The 19,859-nt window shown below is 68.6% G+C and carries 17 protein-coding genes; 12 read left to right on the top strand and 5 right to left on the bottom strand.

Translation table 11 applies throughout. The features are described from left to right. Nucleotides 1–15 precede the first annotated feature (15 nt). Nucleotides 16–3,477 (top strand): transcription-repair coupling factor, encoded by a 3,462-nt coding sequence (gene mfd, locus CVV76_RS03840; RefSeq protein ID WP_102223293.1) that lies wholly within the window; start codon nt 16–18, stop codon nt 3,475–3,477. Nucleotides 3,478–3,568: 91 nt separating this feature from the next. On the opposite strand, the gene CVV76_RS03835 is transcribed toward mfd, so the two are convergent. The 4 genes from CVV76_RS03835 to CVV76_RS03820 form a co-directional block, all read right to left on the bottom strand. Next, a complete protein-coding gene (locus CVV76_RS03835) occupies nt 3,569–4,795 on the bottom strand; it encodes a multidrug effflux MFS transporter (RefSeq protein WP_102223292.1) in 1,227 nt (408 codons plus the stop codon). Beyond that, complete coding sequence (locus CVV76_RS03830; protein ID WP_102223291.1) at nt 4,792–5,454, bottom strand: DsbA family oxidoreductase; 663 nt, start codon at nt 5,452–5,454, stop codon at nt 4,792–4,794. Before CVV76_RS03830 ends, CVV76_RS03835 begins: the two co-directional genes overlap by 4 nt. After that, complete coding sequence (locus CVV76_RS03825; RefSeq protein ID WP_102223290.1) at nt 5,451–6,998, bottom strand: class I adenylate-forming enzyme family protein; 1,548 nt, start codon at nt 6,996–6,998, stop codon at nt 5,451–5,453. Before CVV76_RS03825 ends, CVV76_RS03830 begins: the two co-directional genes overlap by 4 nt. A gap of 106 nt (nt 6,999–7,104) precedes the next feature. Then, the gene (locus CVV76_RS03820) at nt 7,105–7,920 is read right to left on the bottom strand and encodes a PAS domain-containing protein (protein WP_102223289.1); all 816 of its coding nucleotides are present in this window, start codon (nt 7,918–7,920) and stop codon (nt 7,105–7,107) included. Nucleotides 7,921–8,120: 200 nt separating this feature from the next. On the opposite strand from CVV76_RS03820, the gene CVV76_RS03815 reads away from it, so the two are divergent. From CVV76_RS03815 to CVV76_RS03800, 4 genes are all read left to right on the top strand, one after another. Continuing rightward, a complete protein-coding gene (locus tag CVV76_RS03815) occupies nt 8,121–9,014 on the top strand; it encodes a YicC/YloC family endoribonuclease (protein WP_102223288.1) in 894 nt (297 codons plus the stop codon). Between the two features lie 6 nt (nt 9,015–9,020). Next, the gene (gene gmk, locus CVV76_RS03810) at nt 9,021–9,656 is read left to right on the top strand and encodes a guanylate kinase (protein WP_199178490.1); all 636 of its coding nucleotides are present in this window, start codon (nt 9,021–9,023) and stop codon (nt 9,654–9,656) included. After that, complete coding sequence (locus tag CVV76_RS03805) at nt 9,653–10,177, top strand: gamma carbonic anhydrase family protein (protein WP_102223286.1); 525 nt, start codon at nt 9,653–9,655, stop codon at nt 10,175–10,177. Before gmk ends, CVV76_RS03805 begins: the two co-directional genes overlap by 4 nt. A 200-nt stretch (nt 10,178–10,377) precedes the next feature. Then, nucleotides 10,378–11,595: a trans-sulfuration enzyme family protein gene (locus CVV76_RS03800; protein WP_102223285.1), complete on the top strand. Its 1,218-nt coding sequence runs from the start codon at nt 10,378–10,380 to the stop codon at nt 11,593–11,595. A gap of 57 nt (nt 11,596–11,652) precedes the next feature. On the opposite strand, the gene CVV76_RS03795 is transcribed toward CVV76_RS03800, so the two are convergent. Next, complete coding sequence (locus CVV76_RS03795; RefSeq protein WP_102223284.1) at nt 11,653–12,087, bottom strand: hypothetical protein; 435 nt, start codon at nt 12,085–12,087, stop codon at nt 11,653–11,655. A gap of 156 nt (nt 12,088–12,243) precedes the next feature. Between CVV76_RS03795 and CVV76_RS03790 the strand changes: the two genes are divergently transcribed. From CVV76_RS03790 to phoB, 7 genes are all read left to right on the top strand, one after another. Next, the gene (locus CVV76_RS03790) at nt 12,244–13,281 is read left to right on the top strand and encodes a sensor histidine kinase (RefSeq protein WP_102223283.1); all 1,038 of its coding nucleotides are present in this window, start codon (nt 12,244–12,246) and stop codon (nt 13,279–13,281) included. A 252-nt stretch (nt 13,282–13,533) separates the two neighbouring features. Further along, nucleotides 13,534–14,565 (top strand): substrate-binding domain-containing protein, encoded by a 1,032-nt coding sequence (locus tag CVV76_RS03785; protein ID WP_102223282.1) that lies wholly within the window; start codon nt 13,534–13,536, stop codon nt 14,563–14,565. 66 nt (nt 14,566–14,631) lie between these two features. Further along, the gene (gene pstC, locus CVV76_RS03780) at nt 14,632–16,083 is read left to right on the top strand and encodes a phosphate ABC transporter permease subunit PstC (protein ID WP_102223281.1); all 1,452 of its coding nucleotides are present in this window, start codon (nt 14,632–14,634) and stop codon (nt 16,081–16,083) included. Continuing rightward, nucleotides 16,080–17,420, top strand: coding sequence for a phosphate ABC transporter permease PstA (gene pstA / locus CVV76_RS03775; RefSeq protein ID WP_102223280.1), 1,341 nt, complete (start codon nt 16,080–16,082; stop codon nt 17,418–17,420). The genes pstC and pstA overlap by 4 nt, the downstream gene beginning before the upstream one ends. A 10-nt stretch (nt 17,421–17,430) precedes the next feature. After that, nucleotides 17,431–18,228 (top strand): phosphate ABC transporter ATP-binding protein PstB, encoded by a 798-nt coding sequence (gene pstB / locus CVV76_RS03770; RefSeq protein ID WP_102223279.1) that lies wholly within the window; start codon nt 17,431–17,433, stop codon nt 18,226–18,228. A 46-nt stretch (nt 18,229–18,274) separates the two neighbouring features. Beyond that, nucleotides 18,275–18,988: a phosphate signaling complex protein PhoU gene (gene phoU / locus CVV76_RS03765; protein WP_102223278.1), complete on the top strand. Its 714-nt coding sequence runs from the start codon at nt 18,275–18,277 to the stop codon at nt 18,986–18,988. Further along, the gene (gene phoB, locus CVV76_RS03760) at nt 18,988–19,677 is read left to right on the top strand and encodes a phosphate regulon transcriptional regulator PhoB (RefSeq protein WP_199178485.1); all 690 of its coding nucleotides are present in this window, start codon (nt 18,988–18,990) and stop codon (nt 19,675–19,677) included. The genes phoU and phoB overlap by 1 nt, the downstream gene beginning before the upstream one ends. Nucleotides 19,678–19,859: the final 182 nt, after the last annotated feature.

Here is a 19,859-nt window from a genome sequence, read left to right as displayed (position 1 = left end):
GGTAGGTCAGCGATCATGACGACGCATCTGACACTGGGCGGGGCGCCCGAAGGCCACGACGCGAAGCTGATGCTTGGCGAGCTGGCGAAACATGGCCCGGTGATCCATGTCGCGCGCGACGACAAGCGGCTGGAGGCCACGCGCGCCGCGCTGGCGTTCTACGACCCCTCGGTCCCCGTCCTCGTGCTGCCTGCCTGGGATTGCCTGCCCTATGACCGGGTCTCGCCCGCGGCCGAGGTGTCGGCGGCGCGGATGGCGACGCTGGCCGCGCTGGCCCATGGCGTTCCCGGGCCCTTTGTCCTGCTGACCACGCTGGGTGCCGCGACGCAGAAGATGCCGGCGGCCGAAGTGCTGCGCGCGGCCTCGTTCTCGGCCCGCGTCGGCGGCCGGGTGGACGAGGCGGCACTGCGCGATTTCCTCGTGCGGATGGGGTTTTCCCAGACCTCGACGGTCAGCGAGCCGGGCGACTACGCGATCCGCGGCGGCATCATCGACATCTATCCGCCGGGTCAGGGCGGTCCGGTGCGGCTCGACCTTTTCGGCGACGTGCTGGACGGCGCGCGCAGGTTCGATCCGGCGACGCAGCGCACGACCGAAAAGCTCAAGGTGGTGGAGCTGGCACCGGTGTCAGAGGTGATCCTAGACGAGGCCGCGATCACCCGGTTCCGGCAGAACTACCGCCTCGAATTCGGCGCGGCCGGTACCGACGATCCGCTTTATGAATCGATCAGCGCCGGGCGCAAGCAGGCGGGGGCGGAACATTGGCTGCCGTTCTTCCACGAACGGCTGGAGACGCTGTTCGACTATCTTCCCGGCGCGTCGGTGATGCTGGACGATCAGGTCACCCCCGCGCGGCTGTCGCGCTGGGAAGGCATCGCCGATCAGTACGAGGCCCGGCGCGAGGCGATGAGCGCCAAGGGCCGGATGGACAGCGTCTACAAGCCCTTGCCGCCCGGCACGCTCTATCTCGACGACGCCGCGTGGGAGGCCGCGTTGGGCGACCGCCGGGTGATCCAGCTCAACCCGCTGGGGCAGAGCCCTGGGCCGGGTGTGCTGGACGCGGGCGGGCGCATCGGGCGCAATTTCGCCCCTGAACGCCAGCAGGAAAACATTAATCTTTTCGAGGCTTTGGCCGCGCATGTGAAAGTGCGCCGGAAGGACGGCGCCGTCGTCATCTCCTCTTATTCGGATGGCGCGCGCGAGCGTCTGAAGGGACTGATCGAGGACGAGGGGCTGGAAGGCGCGACCGAGATCGAGGACGCGCGGGGGATCCGGGACAAGGGCCTTCACCTTGCGGTCTGGGCGCTGGAACACGGGTTCGAGGCGCCGGGGCTGACGGTCATCGCCGAGCAGGACGTCCTGGGCGACCGGCTGATCCGGGGCGCCAAGAAACGTCGCAAGGCCGAGAACTTCCTGACCGAACACCAGAGCCTGTCGCCCGGGGATCTGGTCGTCCATGTCGAACATGGCGTGGGGCGCTTCACCGGGCTGGAAACCATCACCGCCCTCGGCGCGCCGCACGAATGCATCGCGCTGGAATATGCCGAGGCCGCAAGGCTTTACCTGCCGGTCGAGAACATCGAACTGCTGTCGCGCTACGGCCATGAGGAGGGCCTTCTCGACAAGCTGGGCGGTGGTGCCTGGCAGGCCAAGAAAGCCCGCCTGAAGGAACGCATTCGCGAGATGGCCGACCGCCTGATCCGGATCGCGGCGGAGCGTCACCTGCGCCACGCGCCCGTGCTGGAGGCCCCCCATCACGCGTGGGAGGCTTTCTCGGCGCGGTTTCCCTATCAGGAGACGGACGACCAGCTTTCGGCCATCGCCGACGTGATGGAGGATCTGACCCGCGGCATGCCGATGGATCGCCTTGTCGTGGGCGACGTGGGGTTCGGGAAGACCGAAGTGGCGATGCGGGCGGCCTTTGCCGCGGCGATGACCGGCATGCAGGTCGCGGTGATCGCCCCGACCACCCTGCTGGCGCGCCAGCATTACAAGAGCTTTGCCGAACGCATGCGGGGTTTTCCGCTGGAGGTGCGGCAACTTTCGCGCTTCGTTTCCGCCAAAGAGGCCGCGAAGACGCGCGAGGGTCTGGCCGACGGTACGGTGGATATCGTGATCGGCACCCATGCGCTTTTGGCCAAGGGGGTGAAGATCAAGAACCTCGGCCTGATGGTGATCGACGAGGAGCAGCATTTCGGTGTCAGCCACAAGGAACGGCTGAAGGAGATGCGAACGGACGTTCACGTCCTCACGCTGACCGCGACGCCGATCCCGCGCACGCTGCAGCTTTCCCTTACCGGCGTTCGGGACCTGTCGATCATCGGCACGCCGCCGGTCGACCGTCTGGCGATCCGCACCTACGTGTCGGAATTCGACAGTGTCACCCTGCGCGAGGCGCTCTTGCGCGAACATTTCCGCGGCGGGCAGTCGTTCTTTGTCGTGCCGCGGATCTCGGACCTGCCGGAGATCGAGGAATTCCTGCGCGAACAGGTGCCCGAGGTCAGCTATGTCGTGGCCCATGGCCAGATGGCCGCGGGCGATCTGGACGAGCGGATGAATGCCTTCTACGACGGGAAGTACGACGTTCTGCTATCGACGACGATCGTGGAAAGCGGCCTCGACATCCCGACCGCCAACACGATGATCGTGCACCGCGCCGACCGGTTCGGCCTGTCGCAGCTCTACCAGATCCGCGGCCGCGTGGGCCGATCGAAGACCCGGGCCTATTGCTTCCTGACGACGAAACCGCGCGCGCCGCTGACCGATCAGGCGATGAAGCGGCTGCGCCTTCTGGGCTCTCTCGACAGTCTCGGGGCTGGGTTCTCGCTGGCGTCGCAGGATCTCGACCTGCGCGGCGCGGGCAATATCCTTGGCGAGGAGCAGTCGGGGCATATCTCGGAAGTGGGGTACGAGCTTTACCAGCACATGCTGGAGGAGACGATCGCCAAGATCCGCTCGGGCGAACTGGAGGGGCTGTCGGCACCCGACGATCAATGGGCGCCGCAGATCAACCTGGGCGTGCCGGTGCTGATTCCCGAGGAATATGTGCCCGATCTGGACGTTCGGCTGGGCCTCTATCGTCGTCTCTCTGGACTGACGACCAAGGTGGAGCTGGAGGGGTTCGCCGCCGAGTTGATCGACCGCTTCGGCACGCTGCCGAAGGAGGTTAACACGCTTCTCCTGATCGTGCGGATCAAGGCGCTGTGCAAACGCGCCGGGATCGCGCGGCTGGATGGTGGGCCGAAGGGGGCGACCTTGCAGTTCCACCAGGACAAGTTCGCCAACCCCGCGGGGCTGGTGGAATTCCTGCAGGCGCAGAATGGCCTCGCCAAGGTCAAGGACAACAAGGTGGTGATCCGGCGCGACTGGGGATCTGACGCGGACAAGATCCGCGGTGCCTTCGCCATCGCCCGCGACCTGGCCGAGAAGGTGCCGGGCAAGGCGGGCAGCGCGAAGAAGAAGGCCAAGGCCGGCTAGGCAAGGGCGGCCGTCTGCCCCCCGGTCTGCCCCCTTTGCCCCCTGAGGATATTTCCGCTCAGAAGAAGATGGGGGGCAGGTCGCTTTCGGCTCAGGTCGCTTTCGGCATCGTCTTCATCAGGCTGAAGGCGAGGACGACGAGGACGGTGATCGAGGCCATCAGAGGCACCGGGGTGCCGTTGAAGGCAAGGCCGATCGGGGCGGCGATCAGCACCGCGATCACGGTGGAGACCGAGCCCACGACCGAGGCCGCCATGCCGGCGATATGGCCCATCGGTTCCAGCGCCAGCGCGTTGAGGTTGCCCATGACAAGGCCCATCATCAGGAAGACGCCGGTGATCCAGAGGAAGAACACCGGGAAGGCCAGCGCGTCGGGCAGGATGCCGGAGGCGAAGAGCAGGGTCATCGTGGCCGAGCTGACGATCTGGCAGGCCAGCGTCGTCGTCACCATCCAGCGCATGCCCAGCCGCACCACGAGCCGGGCGTTCACGAAGCCGCCGGCGCCAGACAGGATCGCCGTCAGCGCGAACCAGTAGGGGAAGCTGTCGCGCAGGCCGAAGGTCGTGTCGTAGATCTGCTGCACCGAGGAGATCGTGGCGAAGAGCGAGGCGAAGATCAGCGTCTGCACCGCGATCGAGGTGCAGACGACGCGGTTCGAGAGGACCTCGCGCGCGCCGGAGAAGAGCTTGCCCGCGCGAAGTGGCCGGCGGTCGGCGGGTTCCAGCGTCTCGGCCCGACGCAGGGCGAGCCAGAGGGCCGCGATCGCCGAGAAGGTGATGAACGCGCCGAAGATGCCGCGCCAGCCGAAGGCCGCGATGATGCCGGTGGACAGCGCCGGCGCGATTGCCGGGACGGTGGTGAAGATCATCATGGCGAAGGACATGATCCGCGCCATCTGCCGCCCGGTGTGAAGGTCGCGCACCAGCGCCAGGGCCACCACGCGCGGCGCGGCGGCGCCGAGGCCCTGCAGCATCCGCGCCGCGATCATCAGGTCGAGCGATTGCGCGATCGAGGCAAGCGCCGCCCCGAGCATGTAGAGCGCGACCCCGCCGAGGATCGTCCGCTTGCGCCCCAGCGCGTCCGACAGCGGCCCGGCGAAGAAGGTGCCGGCGCCCATGCCGAAGACGAAGGCGGTCAGGATCAGCTGGGCACGGTTCTCGTCGCCCGGCGTCAATTCCTGCGCGATCTCGGGAAGCGCGGGCAGCATCGAGTCGATCGAGAAGGCGACGGTCGCGAACAGCATCGCGATCATCGCGATGAATTCGGGCAATGGCTGGTCCGGGCGCGGCGCCCGGGCGGGGATCGTGCAATCGGTCATGCGTCGGGTCCGTCGGAGGAGGAGGTGGGAGCTTGGCCCGCGATCTCGTCGATCACCTGCTGCCAGAGGGCGACCGGCTGTGCGCCCGGCAGGACATGCTGGTTGGCCAGGATGAAGGTGGGGACCGCGTCGATCCCGCGTTCGCGGGCATGGGCGTCGCGGGCGCGGATCGCGTCGCGGTCGGCGTCGCCCTCCAGCAGGCGCAGGGTGGCGGCGGCGTCCATGCCAAGGGCCCCCGCGATGGTGGCGAGCGTGACCGGGTCGCCGATGTCACGCCCCTCGCGGAAATAGGCGCGGTGCAGGGCGCCGGCCATCAGCGTCTGCTTGCCCTCGATCCCGGCCCAATGGGTCAGGCGGTGGGCGTCGAGCGTGTTGGGCGTGCGGGCGATTGCGTCGAAGTCGATGTCGACCCCGGCGGCGCGGGCGGCCTCGGCGATCTTGCCATAGACCATCCGGGCCCTCTCGGGGCCGCCGAATTTCTTTTCGAGATAGCGCTGCCGGTCCATCCCCTTCGCGGGCATGTCGGGGTTGAGCTGGAACGGGTGCCATTCGATCCGGAACGGGTGATCCGGCCGGCTTTCCAGCGCGCGGTCGAGCAGGGTCTTGCCGATGTAGCACCAGGGGCAGACCGGATCCCAGAAGATGTCGAGCGGGATCATGCGGTTTCTCCGTTCTGCGGTGCGGTCATCCGGGCCTCGTAGGCCAGGCGCAATGCCCGGCGGGATAGTTTGTTGTTCGGCCCCCGCGGGAGCACGTCGTGGTGCAGGTACAGCCGCGGCTGCTTGTAGCGCGCGAGATGTGCGGCGGCATGGGCGGCAAGCGCCGCCTCGTCCTGCGCGTCGCCGGTGTAGAACAGCGCAATCACCGAGGTGTCGGCCTTCACCGTCACCTCGACCGCCGCGCAATCTGTGATGCCGGGGCAATGGGCCATGGCGTGTTCGACCTCCAGCGGCGAGACGCGGTAGCCGCCGGCGTTCATCATGTCGTCGCCGCGCCCGAGGTAGGTCACCGCGTTCGCCGCATCCATCGCCACGGTGTCGCCGGTCAGGAACCACTCGCCCGACATCTTCTGCGCGGTCTCCTCCTCGGCCCCAAGATAGCCGAGGAACAGACCCGGGTCGCGGCGCGAGATGGCAAGGATCCCGGCCTCGCCGCGCGCGACGGGCTGGCCATCGTCGCCCAGCACTGCGATGCGGCGACCGGGCTGGGGAAAGCCCGAGGCCCCCTCGGGCGCGGGGTGGCCCGGCGCGGCGGAGATGAAGGTGGAGCATTCCGACATGCCAAGCGCCTCGTGCACCTCCGTGCCGGTGGCATTTTCCCAGCCATGGCGGATCGTTGCGGGGAGTTTCTCACCTGCCGAGAGGCCATGGCGCAGGCGCGGCAGGTCAAACTTTGCGTGATGCCTTAGCATCTGCCTGTAAACGCCGGGAGCAGCGGCAAAAATCGTCGCGTCGTAGCGTTTCAGGAGGAGCGGGAGCTGGCGCGGCTCGGTCCCCGCGGCGGGGATAAGCGCGGTGGCGCCCATGGCCCAGGGATCCATCAGCCCGGTGCCGAGCGTGTAGGTCCAGTTGAAGGCGCCGGCATGCAGTAGCCGGTCAAAGGGCTGGAGGTCGTACCAGCCGCGGTACATCATCCGGCGGGCCCAGACCGCGCGGTGGGCATGCATCACCGCGCGGGGCCGGCCGGAGGAGCCGGAGGTGTAGATGATGTAGGCAAGCCGGTCCGGGTCGCCCATCGCATAGTCGCAGGGCGCGGTGGCGCGGAGCGCCGTCAGCGCGGCGCCGGACAGGACCGGGCAGTCCGGGGCTTCGGGCAAGCTCACGCCATCGGAGGCGGCGATCAGCGCGGGGCGGATCTCCGCGCCGATTGCGGTCACCTCGGGCACGGTCAACTGCGACGAGGTCGGCACCGGGATCAGCCCGGCGGCGATGGCGCCGAGGTAGACGATCGGGAAATCGACCGAGTTGGACAGCCGCAGCAGCACCCGGTCGCCGGGGCTCAGCCCCAGCGCGCGCAGCCCGGCCCCGGTTCCGCGCACGGCGTCGGTGAGAGCGGCGTAGCTCCAGCGTTCGGCGCCGGTTGCGCCGACGACCTGCAGCGCGATCTTCTCGGGCGTGGCCAGCCCCGCCGCCAGCACATAGGCCGCGAGGTTGAAGGCGGCAGGCGCCGGTTCCGGCGCGCCCTGATCGAAGAGAGACAGCATCTGATCCGGTTACGCGCTGGTCGCGGTACTTGCAAGGTGCCGTGAGGCGCGGCGGGCGGCCCGCGGTGGCGTGCAGTGCGAGGTGGGCGGAGTGCGAGGCGGGGCGCTACAGGTCGGACTTCACCAGCCGTAGCGCCGGGCGCCGGGTTTGCGGGGTCGCGCCGCCCTGACGGACGCCGTTGGTTGCGCCACCGGGTGTACCAGTGGATCTACCATCTGGAGTGGCGGTGGGCGCCTCACTGCGGCCGGTGGCGGGCGCGGGCGCCGGATCGGCAATGTAGCGCGGCATCTCGGCCTCGGCGAAGCCCTTGGACCGAAGCCGGTCGGGCAGGGCGGGCGCCTTGGCCGGGGCCGGGCGGGGGCCGGCCGGGCTGGTTGCCTCGTACGCCACCTCGTGCACCGCGCCCAGTGTCATGCGGCGCGGCGCCCGGCCGATGGTGCCCGCCGTCACCAGGCAGCCCAGCACCAGCGGGTTGTCGCCCCGGTCGTTGGCCAGCGGCAGCAGCAGAAGTTCCCCGACAAGCTCCGGCCGGCCCAGCCCCTTGGCCGCGGTCAGCCGGATCGTCGTGCGCACGCCGCCCTGGAATACCCGCTCCAGCGCCCGCGAGAACCGCTCGCGGCCCTCGGGCAGGATCATCGTGGTCAGCGGCATGCCCCGCACTTCCATCCCCATGAGGTCGTTGAGGGTCATGCCCGACAGGCGGAACCGCCCGATCCCCTCGGCCAGCCGTTCGGCCAGGAAGACCCGGTCGAGCGCGGCCTCGATCCCGCGGGGGTCGACCTCGGCCCGGAGCGGTGCCGGACGACCGCCGCGCAGTGCCTCCCAATAGGCGATGACCTGCTGGATGAGCGGATCGTGCCGCATCTTGCGATACTCCCCCAGCGCGATCACCGCGCCGGTTCGCTGGTTTCCGTTCCGCATGGCCCTGCTCTCCGTCACACACCCTTGCGCGGCTGCCACGGACCGCCGGTCGCCCCGTCGCGGGCGTCCGGGCGGCTGGTCCGCGGATTGTCGACCGGGTCACGCTCTGTTAACCCTAGTCCCGCAATGATTACCCAAGCGTTAACATACACCTTGGGGACGGCAGCGGGGGGAGAAAGTTACAAAATGGTAAACGGCGGATGATCGTCTCCATGACGGGTTTCGCCTCGGCCCGGGGGCAGGGTGCGGGGGCCAGCTGGAGCTGGGACATACGCGGGGTGAACGGCAAGGGGCTGGATCTGCGCCTGCGCCTGCCCGAGGGCATCGAGGGCCTGGAACAGGCCGTCCGGGGAGAACTGACCCGGAGGCTGGGCCGCGGCAATGTCAGCGTCGCGCTGAAACTGACGCGCGAGGCGGGTAGCGAGGGGCTGCGGATCAACCCCGCCGCGCTTGGCGCCGCGCTGGACGCGCTGGCGGAGGTCGAGGCGGCGGCGCGCGAACGCGGGGTCGTGCTGACGCCGCCCGGGGCGGCCGAGGTGCTGGGCCTGCGCGGCGTGACCGAGACCGGCGCGCCGGAGGAGGCCGACACCCGGCCCCTGCTGGCCGCCGTGATGGCCGATTTCGCGATGGCGCTCGACGCGTTCGAGGCGATGCGACGCGCCGAGGGGGCGGCCCTGGCCGGTGTCGTGCGCACCCAGATCGACAGGATTGCGGCGCTTGCCGCCGAGGCACGCGACCTGGCCGAGGCGCGGCGCGATCAGGTGGCGCGGACCCTGCGCGAGAACCTGGCCAGGGTGATGGAGGGCGCGGCCGGCGCCGATCCGGACCGCGTGGCGCAGGAACTCGCGCTGCTGGCGGTGAAAGCCGACGTTACGGAAGAGCTCGACCGGCTCGACACCCACGTCGCCCAGGCCCGCGCGCATCTGGAGAAGGGCGGGCAGGTGGGCCGCAAGCTCGACTTCCTGATGCAGGAGTTCAACCGCGAGGCCAACACGCTGTGCTCGAAGTCGCAGAATGCCGCGCTGACCAGGGTCGGGCTTGACCTGAAACTCGTGATCGACCAGATGCGCGAGCAGATTCAGAACGTGGAGTAGCGGATGGTGGCGCGGCGTGGCCTGTTGGTGATCCTGTCCTCGCCCTCCGGGGCGGGAAAGTCTACGCTGGCGCGGCGGCTGATGGCGTGGGATCCGTCGATGTCCTTCTCGGTCTCCGCCACGACCCGGGCACCCCGTCCCGGAGAGGTGGACGGGCGCGAGTATTTCTTTCGTACCCATGACGCCTTCGCGAAGATGGTGGCCGACGACGAGATGCTCGAACATGCCGAGGTCTTCGGCAACAGCTACGGCACCCCGCGCGGCCCGGTGGCCGAGCGGCTGGCCGCGGGCCAGGACGTGATCCTCGATATCGACTGGCAGGGCGGGCAGCAGGTCAAGAACTCCGGCCTCGCGCGCGACGTGGTGTCGATCTTCATCCTGCCGCCCTCGATCGCGGCGCTCGAGGCGCGACTGCGCACCCGCGCCCAGGACAGCGACGAGGTGATCGCGGGCCGGATGGCCAAGTCGCTCTCCGAGATCAGCCATTGGGCGGAATACGATTACGTCGTGATCAACCGCGAGCTTGACGCGGCCGAGGAGGAACTGCGTACCATCCTGCGGGCCGAGCGGATGCGGCGCGACCGCCAGCCCGGCCTGACGGATTTCGTGCGCACCCTGAACGAGGAGTTCGAAGCCAGATGATCTATGCGCTCGACGGGATCGCGCCGCAGCTGCCCGGAAACGGCGACTTCTGGGTCGCGCCGGATGCCAACCTGATCGGCAAGGTCGTCCTGCACGAGGGGGCCTCGGTCTGGTTCGGCTCGACGCTGCGCGGCGATAACGAGCAGATCGTCGTCGGGGCCGGCTCGAACGTGCAGGAGGATTGCGTCTTCCACACCGACATGGGCTATCCCCTGACCATCGGCACCGATTGCACCATCGGCCACAAGGTGATGCTGCACGGCTGCACCATCGGCGACGGGTCGCTGATCGGCATGGGGGCGATCGTGCTGAACGGCGCGAAGATCGGCCGCGGCTGCCTGATCGGGGCTGGCGCGCTGATCACCGAGGGCAAGGAAATCCCCGACGGATCGCTGGTCATGGGGGCGCCGGGCAAGGTGGTGCGCACGCTCGACGACACCGCGCGGCAGGGTCTTATCGGCTCCGCCAGGCATTACCAGGACAACATGCGCCGCTTCCGCGACGGCCTGAAACCCGTCTGACGCGCCCGCGCGGGTCTCCGCACGCGCCCCTTTCCCTTCATCCTGGCGAAAATACTCCGGGGGACCGGGGGCTGGCCCCCGGCCTTGCTTCGGGCCTGGCTCTGAACCTCACTTCGGCCCCCCGACCTGCCCGATACGATCCGGCTTGCCGCCGCCCCGGCGCCGTGCCACCAAGCGGACGACATCACGGAGATTTCACCATGACCGACCGCAAGCCGCTCGAGACGCTCGTCCGCCGCAATCCCTGGCCCCAGGGGGTCAGCTATCCGGTGGCCACGCCGCTGCAACCCTCGGTCGTCTATGCCTCGGAAAGCCCCGACGCGCTGGATGCGCAATACGGCGGCCAGACGCACGGCTACACCTACGCGCGCGAGGGGCATCCGAATGCCGACGTGCTGGCCCGGCGGATCGACCTTCTGGAAGGTGCCGAGGGCGGGCTTATCCTCGGGTCGGGCATGGCGGCGGTGACTGCGGTGCTGCTCGGGCTTCTGGGGGCGGGCGATCACGTGGTCGCGGGCGACCAGCTGTATGGACGCTCGCTCAGGCTGATGACGCAGGACCTGTCGCGCTTCGGCATCGGCACCGCGCTGTTCGATTCCACCGACGCCTCCACCCTCGAGGCCGTGCTGCGCCCCGAGACCAGGATGGTGATGGTCGAGGTGGTGTCGAACCCGACCCTCCGGGTCGCCGACATGGAGGGGATCGCCGCGCTCTGCAAGGCGCGTGGGATCCTGCTGGTGGTCGACAACACCTTCGCCACGCCGCGCGGCTACCGTCCCTTCGACCATGGCGCGGATATCGTGATCCACTCCGTGACGAAGCTGCTGGCGGGCCATTCCGACGCGACGCTGGGCTATGTCGCGGTGCGCGACCCGGCGCTGCGCAAGCCGGTCTACGATTTCGCCGTGACCACGGGCATGACGCCCAGCCCGTTCGATTGCTGGCTGGCCGAGCGCGGGATCATGAGCTTCAACCTGCGCTACGACCGGGCGGAACAGAATGCCCGGGCGCTGGCCGATGCGCTGGCGGGGCAGCCGGGGCTGGCGCGGGTGATCTATCCCACGCGCCCCGATCACCCCGATCACAACCGCGCCATCGGCCTGCTGGGCGAACGCGGCGGCAACATGCTGTCGTTCGAGGTCAAGGGCGGCCGCGCGGCGGCGAATGCGCTGGTCCGGGCGATGCCCGACGTGGCCTTTGCGCCGACGCTGGGCGACATTGGCACCACGCTGTCGCATCCCAATTCCTCGTCGCACCGCAACGTGCCGCAGGCCGACCGCGAGAAGGTGGGGATCTCCGAGGGGTTCTTCCGTATCTCGGTCGGGGTCGAGGAGGTCGAGCTGCTGATCCGCGACTTCACCGCGGGGATCGCCGCCGCCCATGCCGCCGCCGATGCCGCCGCGGAAGGCGCCGCCTGACCCCGGCCCCTGATTGGTGCCCGACTCGGCCCTGAGATGCGCGGGGCCGGGCGGGCCTCAGCCGAGGATCTCGATCTCCACGTCGATCGCGTCGCTGAGGCGGGCAGCCTCTTCGCGCAGTTCCTCGGCCAGCAGGTGGACGGCGGGCAGCCGCGGCGCATGGACCCGCAGCACCCCGTGCCATCCGGCCTCGGCCAGCTGAGCCAGCACGTCGAGCGCGTCGAAGCCGTGGCCGATCAGCGGCGTCGCCACGATCTCGGGCCGGACCCGGGCCAGCAGGCCGGGCCCGAGCGCGGCGAAGTGGGCCTCGTGACCCGGGCTTGCCGCCCGTGCTTCGCCGGAGGGCGGTGCCGGGCCGGGATCGGCATCTGTCGTCTCTGCGCCGGGGGGTGTTGGCGCAGCGGTCGGGTCAGTGTTTGGGCCAGTGACTGGAGCGGTGTCGGGCGCGGAAGGCGCGGGCAGCGGCGGCCCGAGCGTCAGGATGATCGGCATGGTTCCTCTTTGGTCTCGTGTTCGCCCGCACAAGCAGGAAGCACAACCTAGAGGTGTTCGGCACAGGTGCAACCCCATGCGCGACGGAGTGCCGAGCGCGGTTTACTTGCGCCGCCGTCTCGCGCAGTTTGGCGCCGCCGGTATCGGAGGGCGGGGATGCGATCAGAGCTTGTGAAATCCGTGGTGGCGGGGGTGCCGCTGCCGCTGATCCTGATCGCCGCGGACGAGCGAATCGCAGCCGCGAACGCGGCGGCCGAGGCGCTTTACGGCAATGCGATCGTCGGGCGCCACCACATCACGGTGATGCGCGCGCCCAGCCTTCTGGACGCGATCGAGGGCACCCAGCGCCTCGGCCAGCCGGGCAAGGCGCGCATCACGGTGTCGCTGCCCGGCGGGCGCGAGACGACCTGGCGGGTGCTGACCGCGCCGCTGGCCGACGGCGGCGTGCTGGTCAGCTTCGAGGACACCACCGACCTGGAGCACGCGGGCCAGATGCGGCGCGACTTCGTGGCCAACGTCAGCCACGAGCTGCGCACACCGCTGACCGCGCTTCTGGGCTTCATCGAGACGCTGAAGGGCGCGGCCAGAGACGACCCCGCGGCCCGCGCCCGGTTCCTGACGATCATGGAGCGCGAGGCCGGGCGGATGAACCGGCTGGTGAGCGATCTTCTGTCGCTCAGCCGGGTCGAGGCGGAGGAGCGGGTGCGCCCCTCGTCGCGGATCGACATCGCGCAGCGCGTGGCCTCGGCCGTGAACACGCTGCGGCCGATGGCCGAGGCGGTGGGGGTGGCGATCGAGATCGACGACCCCGAGGGCGGCCCGGCCGAGGTGCTGGCCGACGCCGACCAGATGGCGCAGGTCTTCACCAACCTGATCGAGAACGCGGTGAAATATGGCGCCGGCGGGGGGGTGGTCACCGTGAAGATCCGGCGCGAGGCGCGCAACACCGGGCTGCGCGGCCCCGCCGTGCGGATCGAGGTGATCGACCGGGGCGAGGGGATCGACGCGGTGCACATCCCGCGCCTGACCGAACGGTTCTATCGCGTCGACAGCCACCGCTCGCGCGAGCAGGGGGGGACGGGCCTCGGCCTCGCCATCGTCAAGCACATCGTCAATCGCCACCGCGGCCGGTTCCGCATCGATTCGACGCTGGGCGAGGGCAGCCGCTTCACCGTCCTGCTCCCCGCGGCCTGAGGCCCGCGCTCTTATCGGCGCCCCATCCCCGGCGCCGCATCCCCGACGCGCCGCACGGGCGGCGCGAGGCCGGGCTGATCGTGACATGGGCATGCTCGTCCGGCGTTCTTAGGGGCGGCAATCTGCGCAGATCACGGCGTGTCACGAAACCGTTAAAAAAGTGTCGCAAAAGCATTGCTGCCGGTGCCTAGACCGCCTCACGAGGATATCACGAATGCGTGAGTCCGAATGGAGCCATTCAGGAGCGACTTCATGTCCCATCTCAGCCTTACCATGACCGCCGCCGCGCTCGCGCTGACTGCCGGTGCCGCCACCGCGCGCGATCAGATCCAGATCGCCGGCTCGTCCACCGTCCTGCCCTATGCCACGATCGTCGCCGAATCCTTCGGCGAGAACACCGACTTCCCGACCCCGGTGGTGGAATCGGGCGGCTCTTCGGCCGGCCTCAAGAAGTTCTGCGAAGGCGTGGGCGAGAACACGATCGACATCGCCAACGCCTCGCGCCTGATCAAGACATCCGAGATCGAGACCTGTGCCAAGAACGGCGTGACCGACATCATGTACGTCCGCATCGGCTATGACGGGATCGTCTTCGCCAGCGAAATCGACGGCAACAAGTTCGCCTTCACCCCGGCCGATTGGTACAAGGCGCTGGCCGCCAAGGTCGTCAAGGACGGCAAGCTGGTCGAGAATACCGTGGCCGATTGGCACGCCGTGAACGCCGACCTGCCGACGCAGGAGATCATGGCCTTCGTCCCGGGCACCAAGCACGGCACCCGCGAGGTGTTCGAGGTCAAGGTGATCGAACAGGGTTGCGAAGACTCGGGTGCCAAGGCCGAGATGGAAAAGATGGGGATGGACAAGAAGGCCGTCGCCAAGGCCTGCACGGAACTGCGCACCGACGGCAAGTCGGTCGACATCGACGGCGACTATACCGAGACGCTGGCGCGGATCGGTTCGAACAAGAACGGGATCGGCGTCTTCGGCCTGTCGTTCTACGAGAACAACACCGACAAGCTTCAGGTCGCGACCATGGGCGGCGTCGTGCCCTCGACCGAGAGCATCGCGTCGGGCGAGTACCCGGTGTCGCGCCCGCTGCAGTTCTACGTGAAGAAGGCCCATATCGGCGTCGTTCCGGGCCTGAAGGAATACGTGGCCTTCTTCGTCTCGGACGAGGTTGCCGGTCCCGACGGGCCGCTGGCGCAATACGGCCTCGTGTCCGACCCGGAGCTGGCCAAGACCCAGGCCGCGGTCGAGGACGAGACCACGATGGCGACGGACTGAGCCAGCCGCGATCCTTCGGCGCGGGGCCGACCCCGCGCCGATCCCTTTCCCGACCGAGAGGCCAGAATGCCAGCCCCCTGGATCTTCCTGATCGTCCTCGCGCTTGCGGCGGCCGGTTACCTTGCCGGACGTCTGCGGGCGCTGGCCGTCGTTGGTGGCGACATCCGCCGGCTGCATTCGCTGCCCGGCTACTATGGCTGGCAGGCGGCGATGCTGGCGGCCCTGCCCGCGCTTCTGGTGATGGGGCTGTGGCTGCTGATCCAGCCCGTAGTGGTGGAAAGCCGCGTCGAGGGGATGATCCCGGAGGCGGCGCAAGGCGCCTCGCTCAGCCTCGTCATGACCGATGTGCGGCGCGTGGCCGAGGGTCTGGACCTTGCGGTGTCGACGGGCGTGATGAGTGCGGCCGAGGCCACGGGGCTGAGCGCCGACGGCACGATCCGCGCGACGCTGGGCAAGCTGGGCGTGGCCCTGGGAAGCGGCGTGACGCCCGAGGTGCTGGCCGCGGCCAAGGCGCTGCGCACGGCCGAGGCCACGGGACGCGGCGCGATGGCCGCGGTCGTGCTGGTGCTGGCGCTGGCCGGCGTGGCCTATGCTCTCTGGCGCATCCGGGCCGAGTACCGCGCCCGCAACGTCGTCGAGGCCGGGGTTCGGGGGCTTCTCCTGCTCGCCTCGACCATCGCGATCCTGACCACTGCGGGGATCGTGCTGTCGATGCTGTTCGAGACCCGCCATTTCTTCGCGCAATACCCGTGGTGGAAATTCTTCTTCGGCGCCACGTGGTCGCCGAACTTCCGCGGCGGGTCGGACCTGGGCATCCTGCCGCTGCTGTGGGGGACGCTCTACATCTCGTTCATCGCGCTGGTGGTCTCGGTCCCGATCGGGCTGTTTGCCGCGGTCTACATGTCGGAATATGCCGGCAGAAAGTTCCGCATGGTGGCGAAACCCGCGATCGAGATCCTCGCGGGCATCCCCACCATCGTCTACGGCCTCTTCGCGCTCATAACCGTGGGTCCGCTGCTGCGCGACTACTTCGCACAGCCCCTGGGCCTTGGCGCGTCGGGCTCGTCGGTGATGACGGCGGGGCTGGTGATGGGGGTCATGCTGATCCCCTTCGTCTCCTCGCTTTCGGACGACATCATCAACGCGGTGCCGCAAAGCCTGCGCGACGGCTCTCTGGGCCTCGGCGCCACGCGGTCGGAAACCATCCGGCAGGTGGTACTGCCCGCCGCGCTGCCCGGGATCGTCGGCGCGGTGCTGCTTGCGGCCTCGCGCGCCATCGGCGAGACGATGATCGTGGTGCTGGGGGCAGGGGCGGCGGCCAAGCTGGACCTCAACCCGTTCGAGGCGATGACCACCGTCACGGTGAAGATCGTCAGCCAGCTGACCGGCGACACCGATTTCGCAGCCCCCGAGACGCTGGTGGCCTTTGCCCTGGGCCTCACGCTCTTCGTCCTGACGCTGGGCCTCAATGTGCTGGCGCTGTGGATCGTGCGCCGCTACCGGGAGCAATACGAATGACGGACGTGATCGCAGAGCGCCCCGCGAAACCCTCGTTGCTGACGCTCGACGCCCGCACCCGTCGGCGCAACGCGGCCGAGGCGCGGTTCCGGGCCTATGGCCTTGCCGCTGTGATGGCGGGGATCGTGGCGCTGGTGGTGCTGCTCGCCTCGGTTCTGGGCAATGGCCTCGGCGCCTTCACCCAGACACGGGTGACGTTGCAGGTGGAGCTTCCGGCGGCAAAGCTCGACAAGTCCGGCACCCGCGACATCGAGGTGATGAAGAAGGCGACGACGCTGACCTACGGGCCGCTGATCACCGCCGCGCTGAGTGCCGCGATCAAGGACAGGGGGATTGTGGTCGAGGGGCTGTCGAAGAAGGACCTGAGCGGCTTCCTGTCGAAGGAATCCGCGGCACAGCTGCGCGACCGGGTGCTGGCGGATCCGCGGCTGGTGGGCGCCGCCGTGACGCAAAGCTTCCTCGTGAACGGCCGGATCGACGGCTACGAGAAGGGCCGCGTGACGATGCAAAGCGCCGAGAAGGATTCCAACGTCTCGCCCGCGCAGCTGCATCTTGCGGATGCGCTGGAGACGGCGGGGATCCTGCACACCGGCTTCAACCGCGATTTCGTGACCGCGCCCGACGCCTCGGACCAGCGGCCCGAGGCCGCGGGGCTGGGCGTGGCCATCCTCGGCTCGGCCTACATGATGCTGATCGTGCTGATCCTCAGCCTGCCGATCGGTGTTGCGACGGCGATCTACCTTGAGGAATTCGCGCCGCAGAACCGCTGGACCGACCTGATCGAGGTGAATATCTCGAACCTTGCCGCCGTGCCCTCCATCGTGTTCGGCATCCTCGGCCTCGCGATCTTCATCAACTTCGCGGGCCTGCCGCAATCGGCGCCCATCGTCGGCGGCCTCGTCCTGACCCTGATGACCCTGCCCACGATCATCATCGCCACCCGCGCCGCGCTGAAGGCCGTGCCGCCCTCGATCCGCGACGCGGCGCTCGGCATCGGCGCCTCGAAGATCCAGGCGATCTTTCACCACGTCCTGCCGCTGGCGATGCCCGGCATCATGACCGGCGCGATCATCGGGCTGGCGCAGGCGCTGGGGGAGACCGCGCCGCTTCTGCTGATCGGCATGGTGGCCTTCGTGCGCGACTACCCGGGCGCGCCGCCGGAAGGGTTCTTCGACCCGTCCTCGGCGCTGCCCGTGCAGGTCTTCAACTGGACACAGCGCGCCGATCCCGCTTTTGTGGAACGCGCCTCGGGGGCGATCATCGTCCTCCTCGTGTTCCTCGTTATCATGAACACGGCCGCGATCCTGATCCGCCGCCGGTTCGAACGCCGCTGGTAAGGGGGCCCCAATGAACGACATGCGACTGGAAGAGCGGATCGTGCAGAACGACAAGATCAAGATCGACGCGCAGGACGTGCAGGTGTTCTACGGCGACAACCACGCCATCAAGGATGTCAGCGTGGCGATCGAGGACAAGACCGTCACCGCCTTCATCGGCCCGTCGGGCTGCGGCAAGTCGACCTTCCTGCGCTGCCTCAACCGAATGAACGACACCGTTGCCGGCTGCCGGGTCGAAGGCAGGATCACCCTCGACGGCGAGGATATCTACGACAAGCGCGTCGACCCGGTGCAGCTGCGCGCCCGGGTGGGCATGGTGTTTCAGAAGCCGAACCCGTTTCCCAAGTCGATCTACGACAACGTGGCCTACGGGCCGAAGATCCACGGCCTCGTCCGCGGCAAGGCCGAGATGGACGAGGTGGTCGAAAGCGCGCTGAAGCGCGCGGCGCTGTGGAAAGAGGTCAAGGACCGGCTGCAGGCGCCCGGCACGGGCCTGTCGGGCGGCCAGCAGCAGCGCCTGTGCATCGCCCGCGCCATCGCCACCGCGCCCGAGGTCCTGCTGATGGATGAGCCCGCCTCGGCCCTCGACCCGATCGCCACGGCCCAGATCGAGGAGTTGATCGACGAGCTGAGAACCCGTTTTGCTGTCGTAATTGTGACCCACTCCATGCAACAAGCAGCACGAGTGTCACAAAAGACGGCATTTTTCCATCTAGGGAACTTGGTAGAATACGGCGAGACCGGCCAGATCTTCACCACGCCCAGGGATCCGCGCACGGAAAGCTACATCACGGGCCGGATCGGCTGATCGGCAAAGGGGCAGCCGGACCGCCCGCAAGGAACAGGACAGGACCATGGAAACGACCCATATCGCCGCCGCCTTCGATCGCGACCTCGAAGCGATCCAGGCGATGATCATGAAGATGGGCGGCCTCGTCGAGACCGCCATCCTCGACGCCGCCCGCGCCTTGGAAACCCGCGACGAGGAGCTGGCCGACAAGGTGCGCGCCAACGACCGGCTGATCGACGCGCTCGACCAGCAGGTCACGGAAGAGGCCGCCCGCGTCATCGCTCTGCGCGCCCCGACCGCGTCGGACCTGCGCACCGTGCTTTCGGTGATGAAGATCTCCTCCTCGCTGGAACGCGTCGGCGATTACGCCAAGAATCTCGCCAAGCGCTCCACCGTGCTCAGCCAGATGTCGCCGGTCGAGGGCGCCAGCGGCGCGATCCGCCGGATGGCGAAGGAGGTCGAGCTGATGCTGAAGGACGCACTCGACAGCTACATCCAGCGCGACGTGGAACTGGCGCAGGACGTGCGCCAGCGCGACCACGACGTCGACCAGATGTACAACGCGCTGTTCCGCGAGTTCCTGACCCACATGATGGAGGACCCGCGCAACATCACCGCCTGCATGCACCTCCACTTCATCGCCAAGAACATCGAACGCATGGGCGACCACGCCACCACCATCGCCGAGCAGGTGATCTACCTCGTCACCGGCAAACTGCCCGAGGATGTGCGGCCCAAGGCCGACAAGACCTCGCTCACCGGCGAGGGGGAGTTCTGATGGCGGGCGAGGCGCCGACCGTCCTGGTGGTCGAGGACGAGCCCGCCCAGCGCGAGGTTCTGGCCTACAACCTCGAGGCCGAGGGCTTCCGTGTCGCCCGTGCCGAGACCGGGGATGAGGCGCTGATGCTGGTGGCCGAAGAGGCGCCGGACATCGTGGTGCTCGACTGGATGCTGCCCGGCGTCTCGGGGATCGAGGTCTGCCGCCAGCTGAAGACCCGGCCCGACACGCGCGCGATTCCGATCATCATGCTCTCGGCCCGCTCGGAAGAGGTGGATCGCGTCCGCGGTCTGGAAACCGGTGCCGACGATTACGTCGTGAAACCCTATTCCGTGGTCGAGATGATGGCCCGTGTGCGGGCCCAACTCCGCCGCGTCCGCCCCTCGACGGTGGGCGCAGTGCTGGAATTCGAGGACATCAAGCTCGACAGCGAAAGCCACCGCGTCTACCGCGGCCCCGACGTCCTGAAACTCGGGCCCACGGAATTCCGCCTGCTCGCCACCTTCATGGAAAAGCCGGGCCGGGTCTGGAGCCGCGAACAGCTCCTCGACCGCGTCTGGGGCCGCGACATCTACGTCGATACGCGCACCGTCGACGTCCACATCGGTCGCCTGCGCAAGGCGCTCTGCCAGAAGGGCGGAGAGGATCCGGTGCGCACCGTTCGCGGCGCCGGCTACGCCCTGGGCTAGGGACCGGCGGGGGCGCTGCCCCCTGCACCCCCGGGATATTTGAGAGCAGAAAGGGAAGAGGGTCTGTCTTCTTCTGAGCGGAAATATCCCACGGGGGTGCGGGGGTGTGAAACCCCCGCGGATGCGGTGGGTGCGGGGGTGTGAAACCACCGCTGACCTTTCATTCCGGCGCTGTCTTCAGG

Source organism: Acidimangrovimonas sediminis (genome assembly GCF_002871005.1).
GTDB lineage: Bacteria > Pseudomonadota > Alphaproteobacteria > Rhodobacterales > Rhodobacteraceae > Acidimangrovimonas > Acidimangrovimonas sediminis.
The sequence above is the reverse complement of the archived record's forward strand: the minus strand, read 5'-3'. Positions and strand labels throughout refer to the sequence as shown.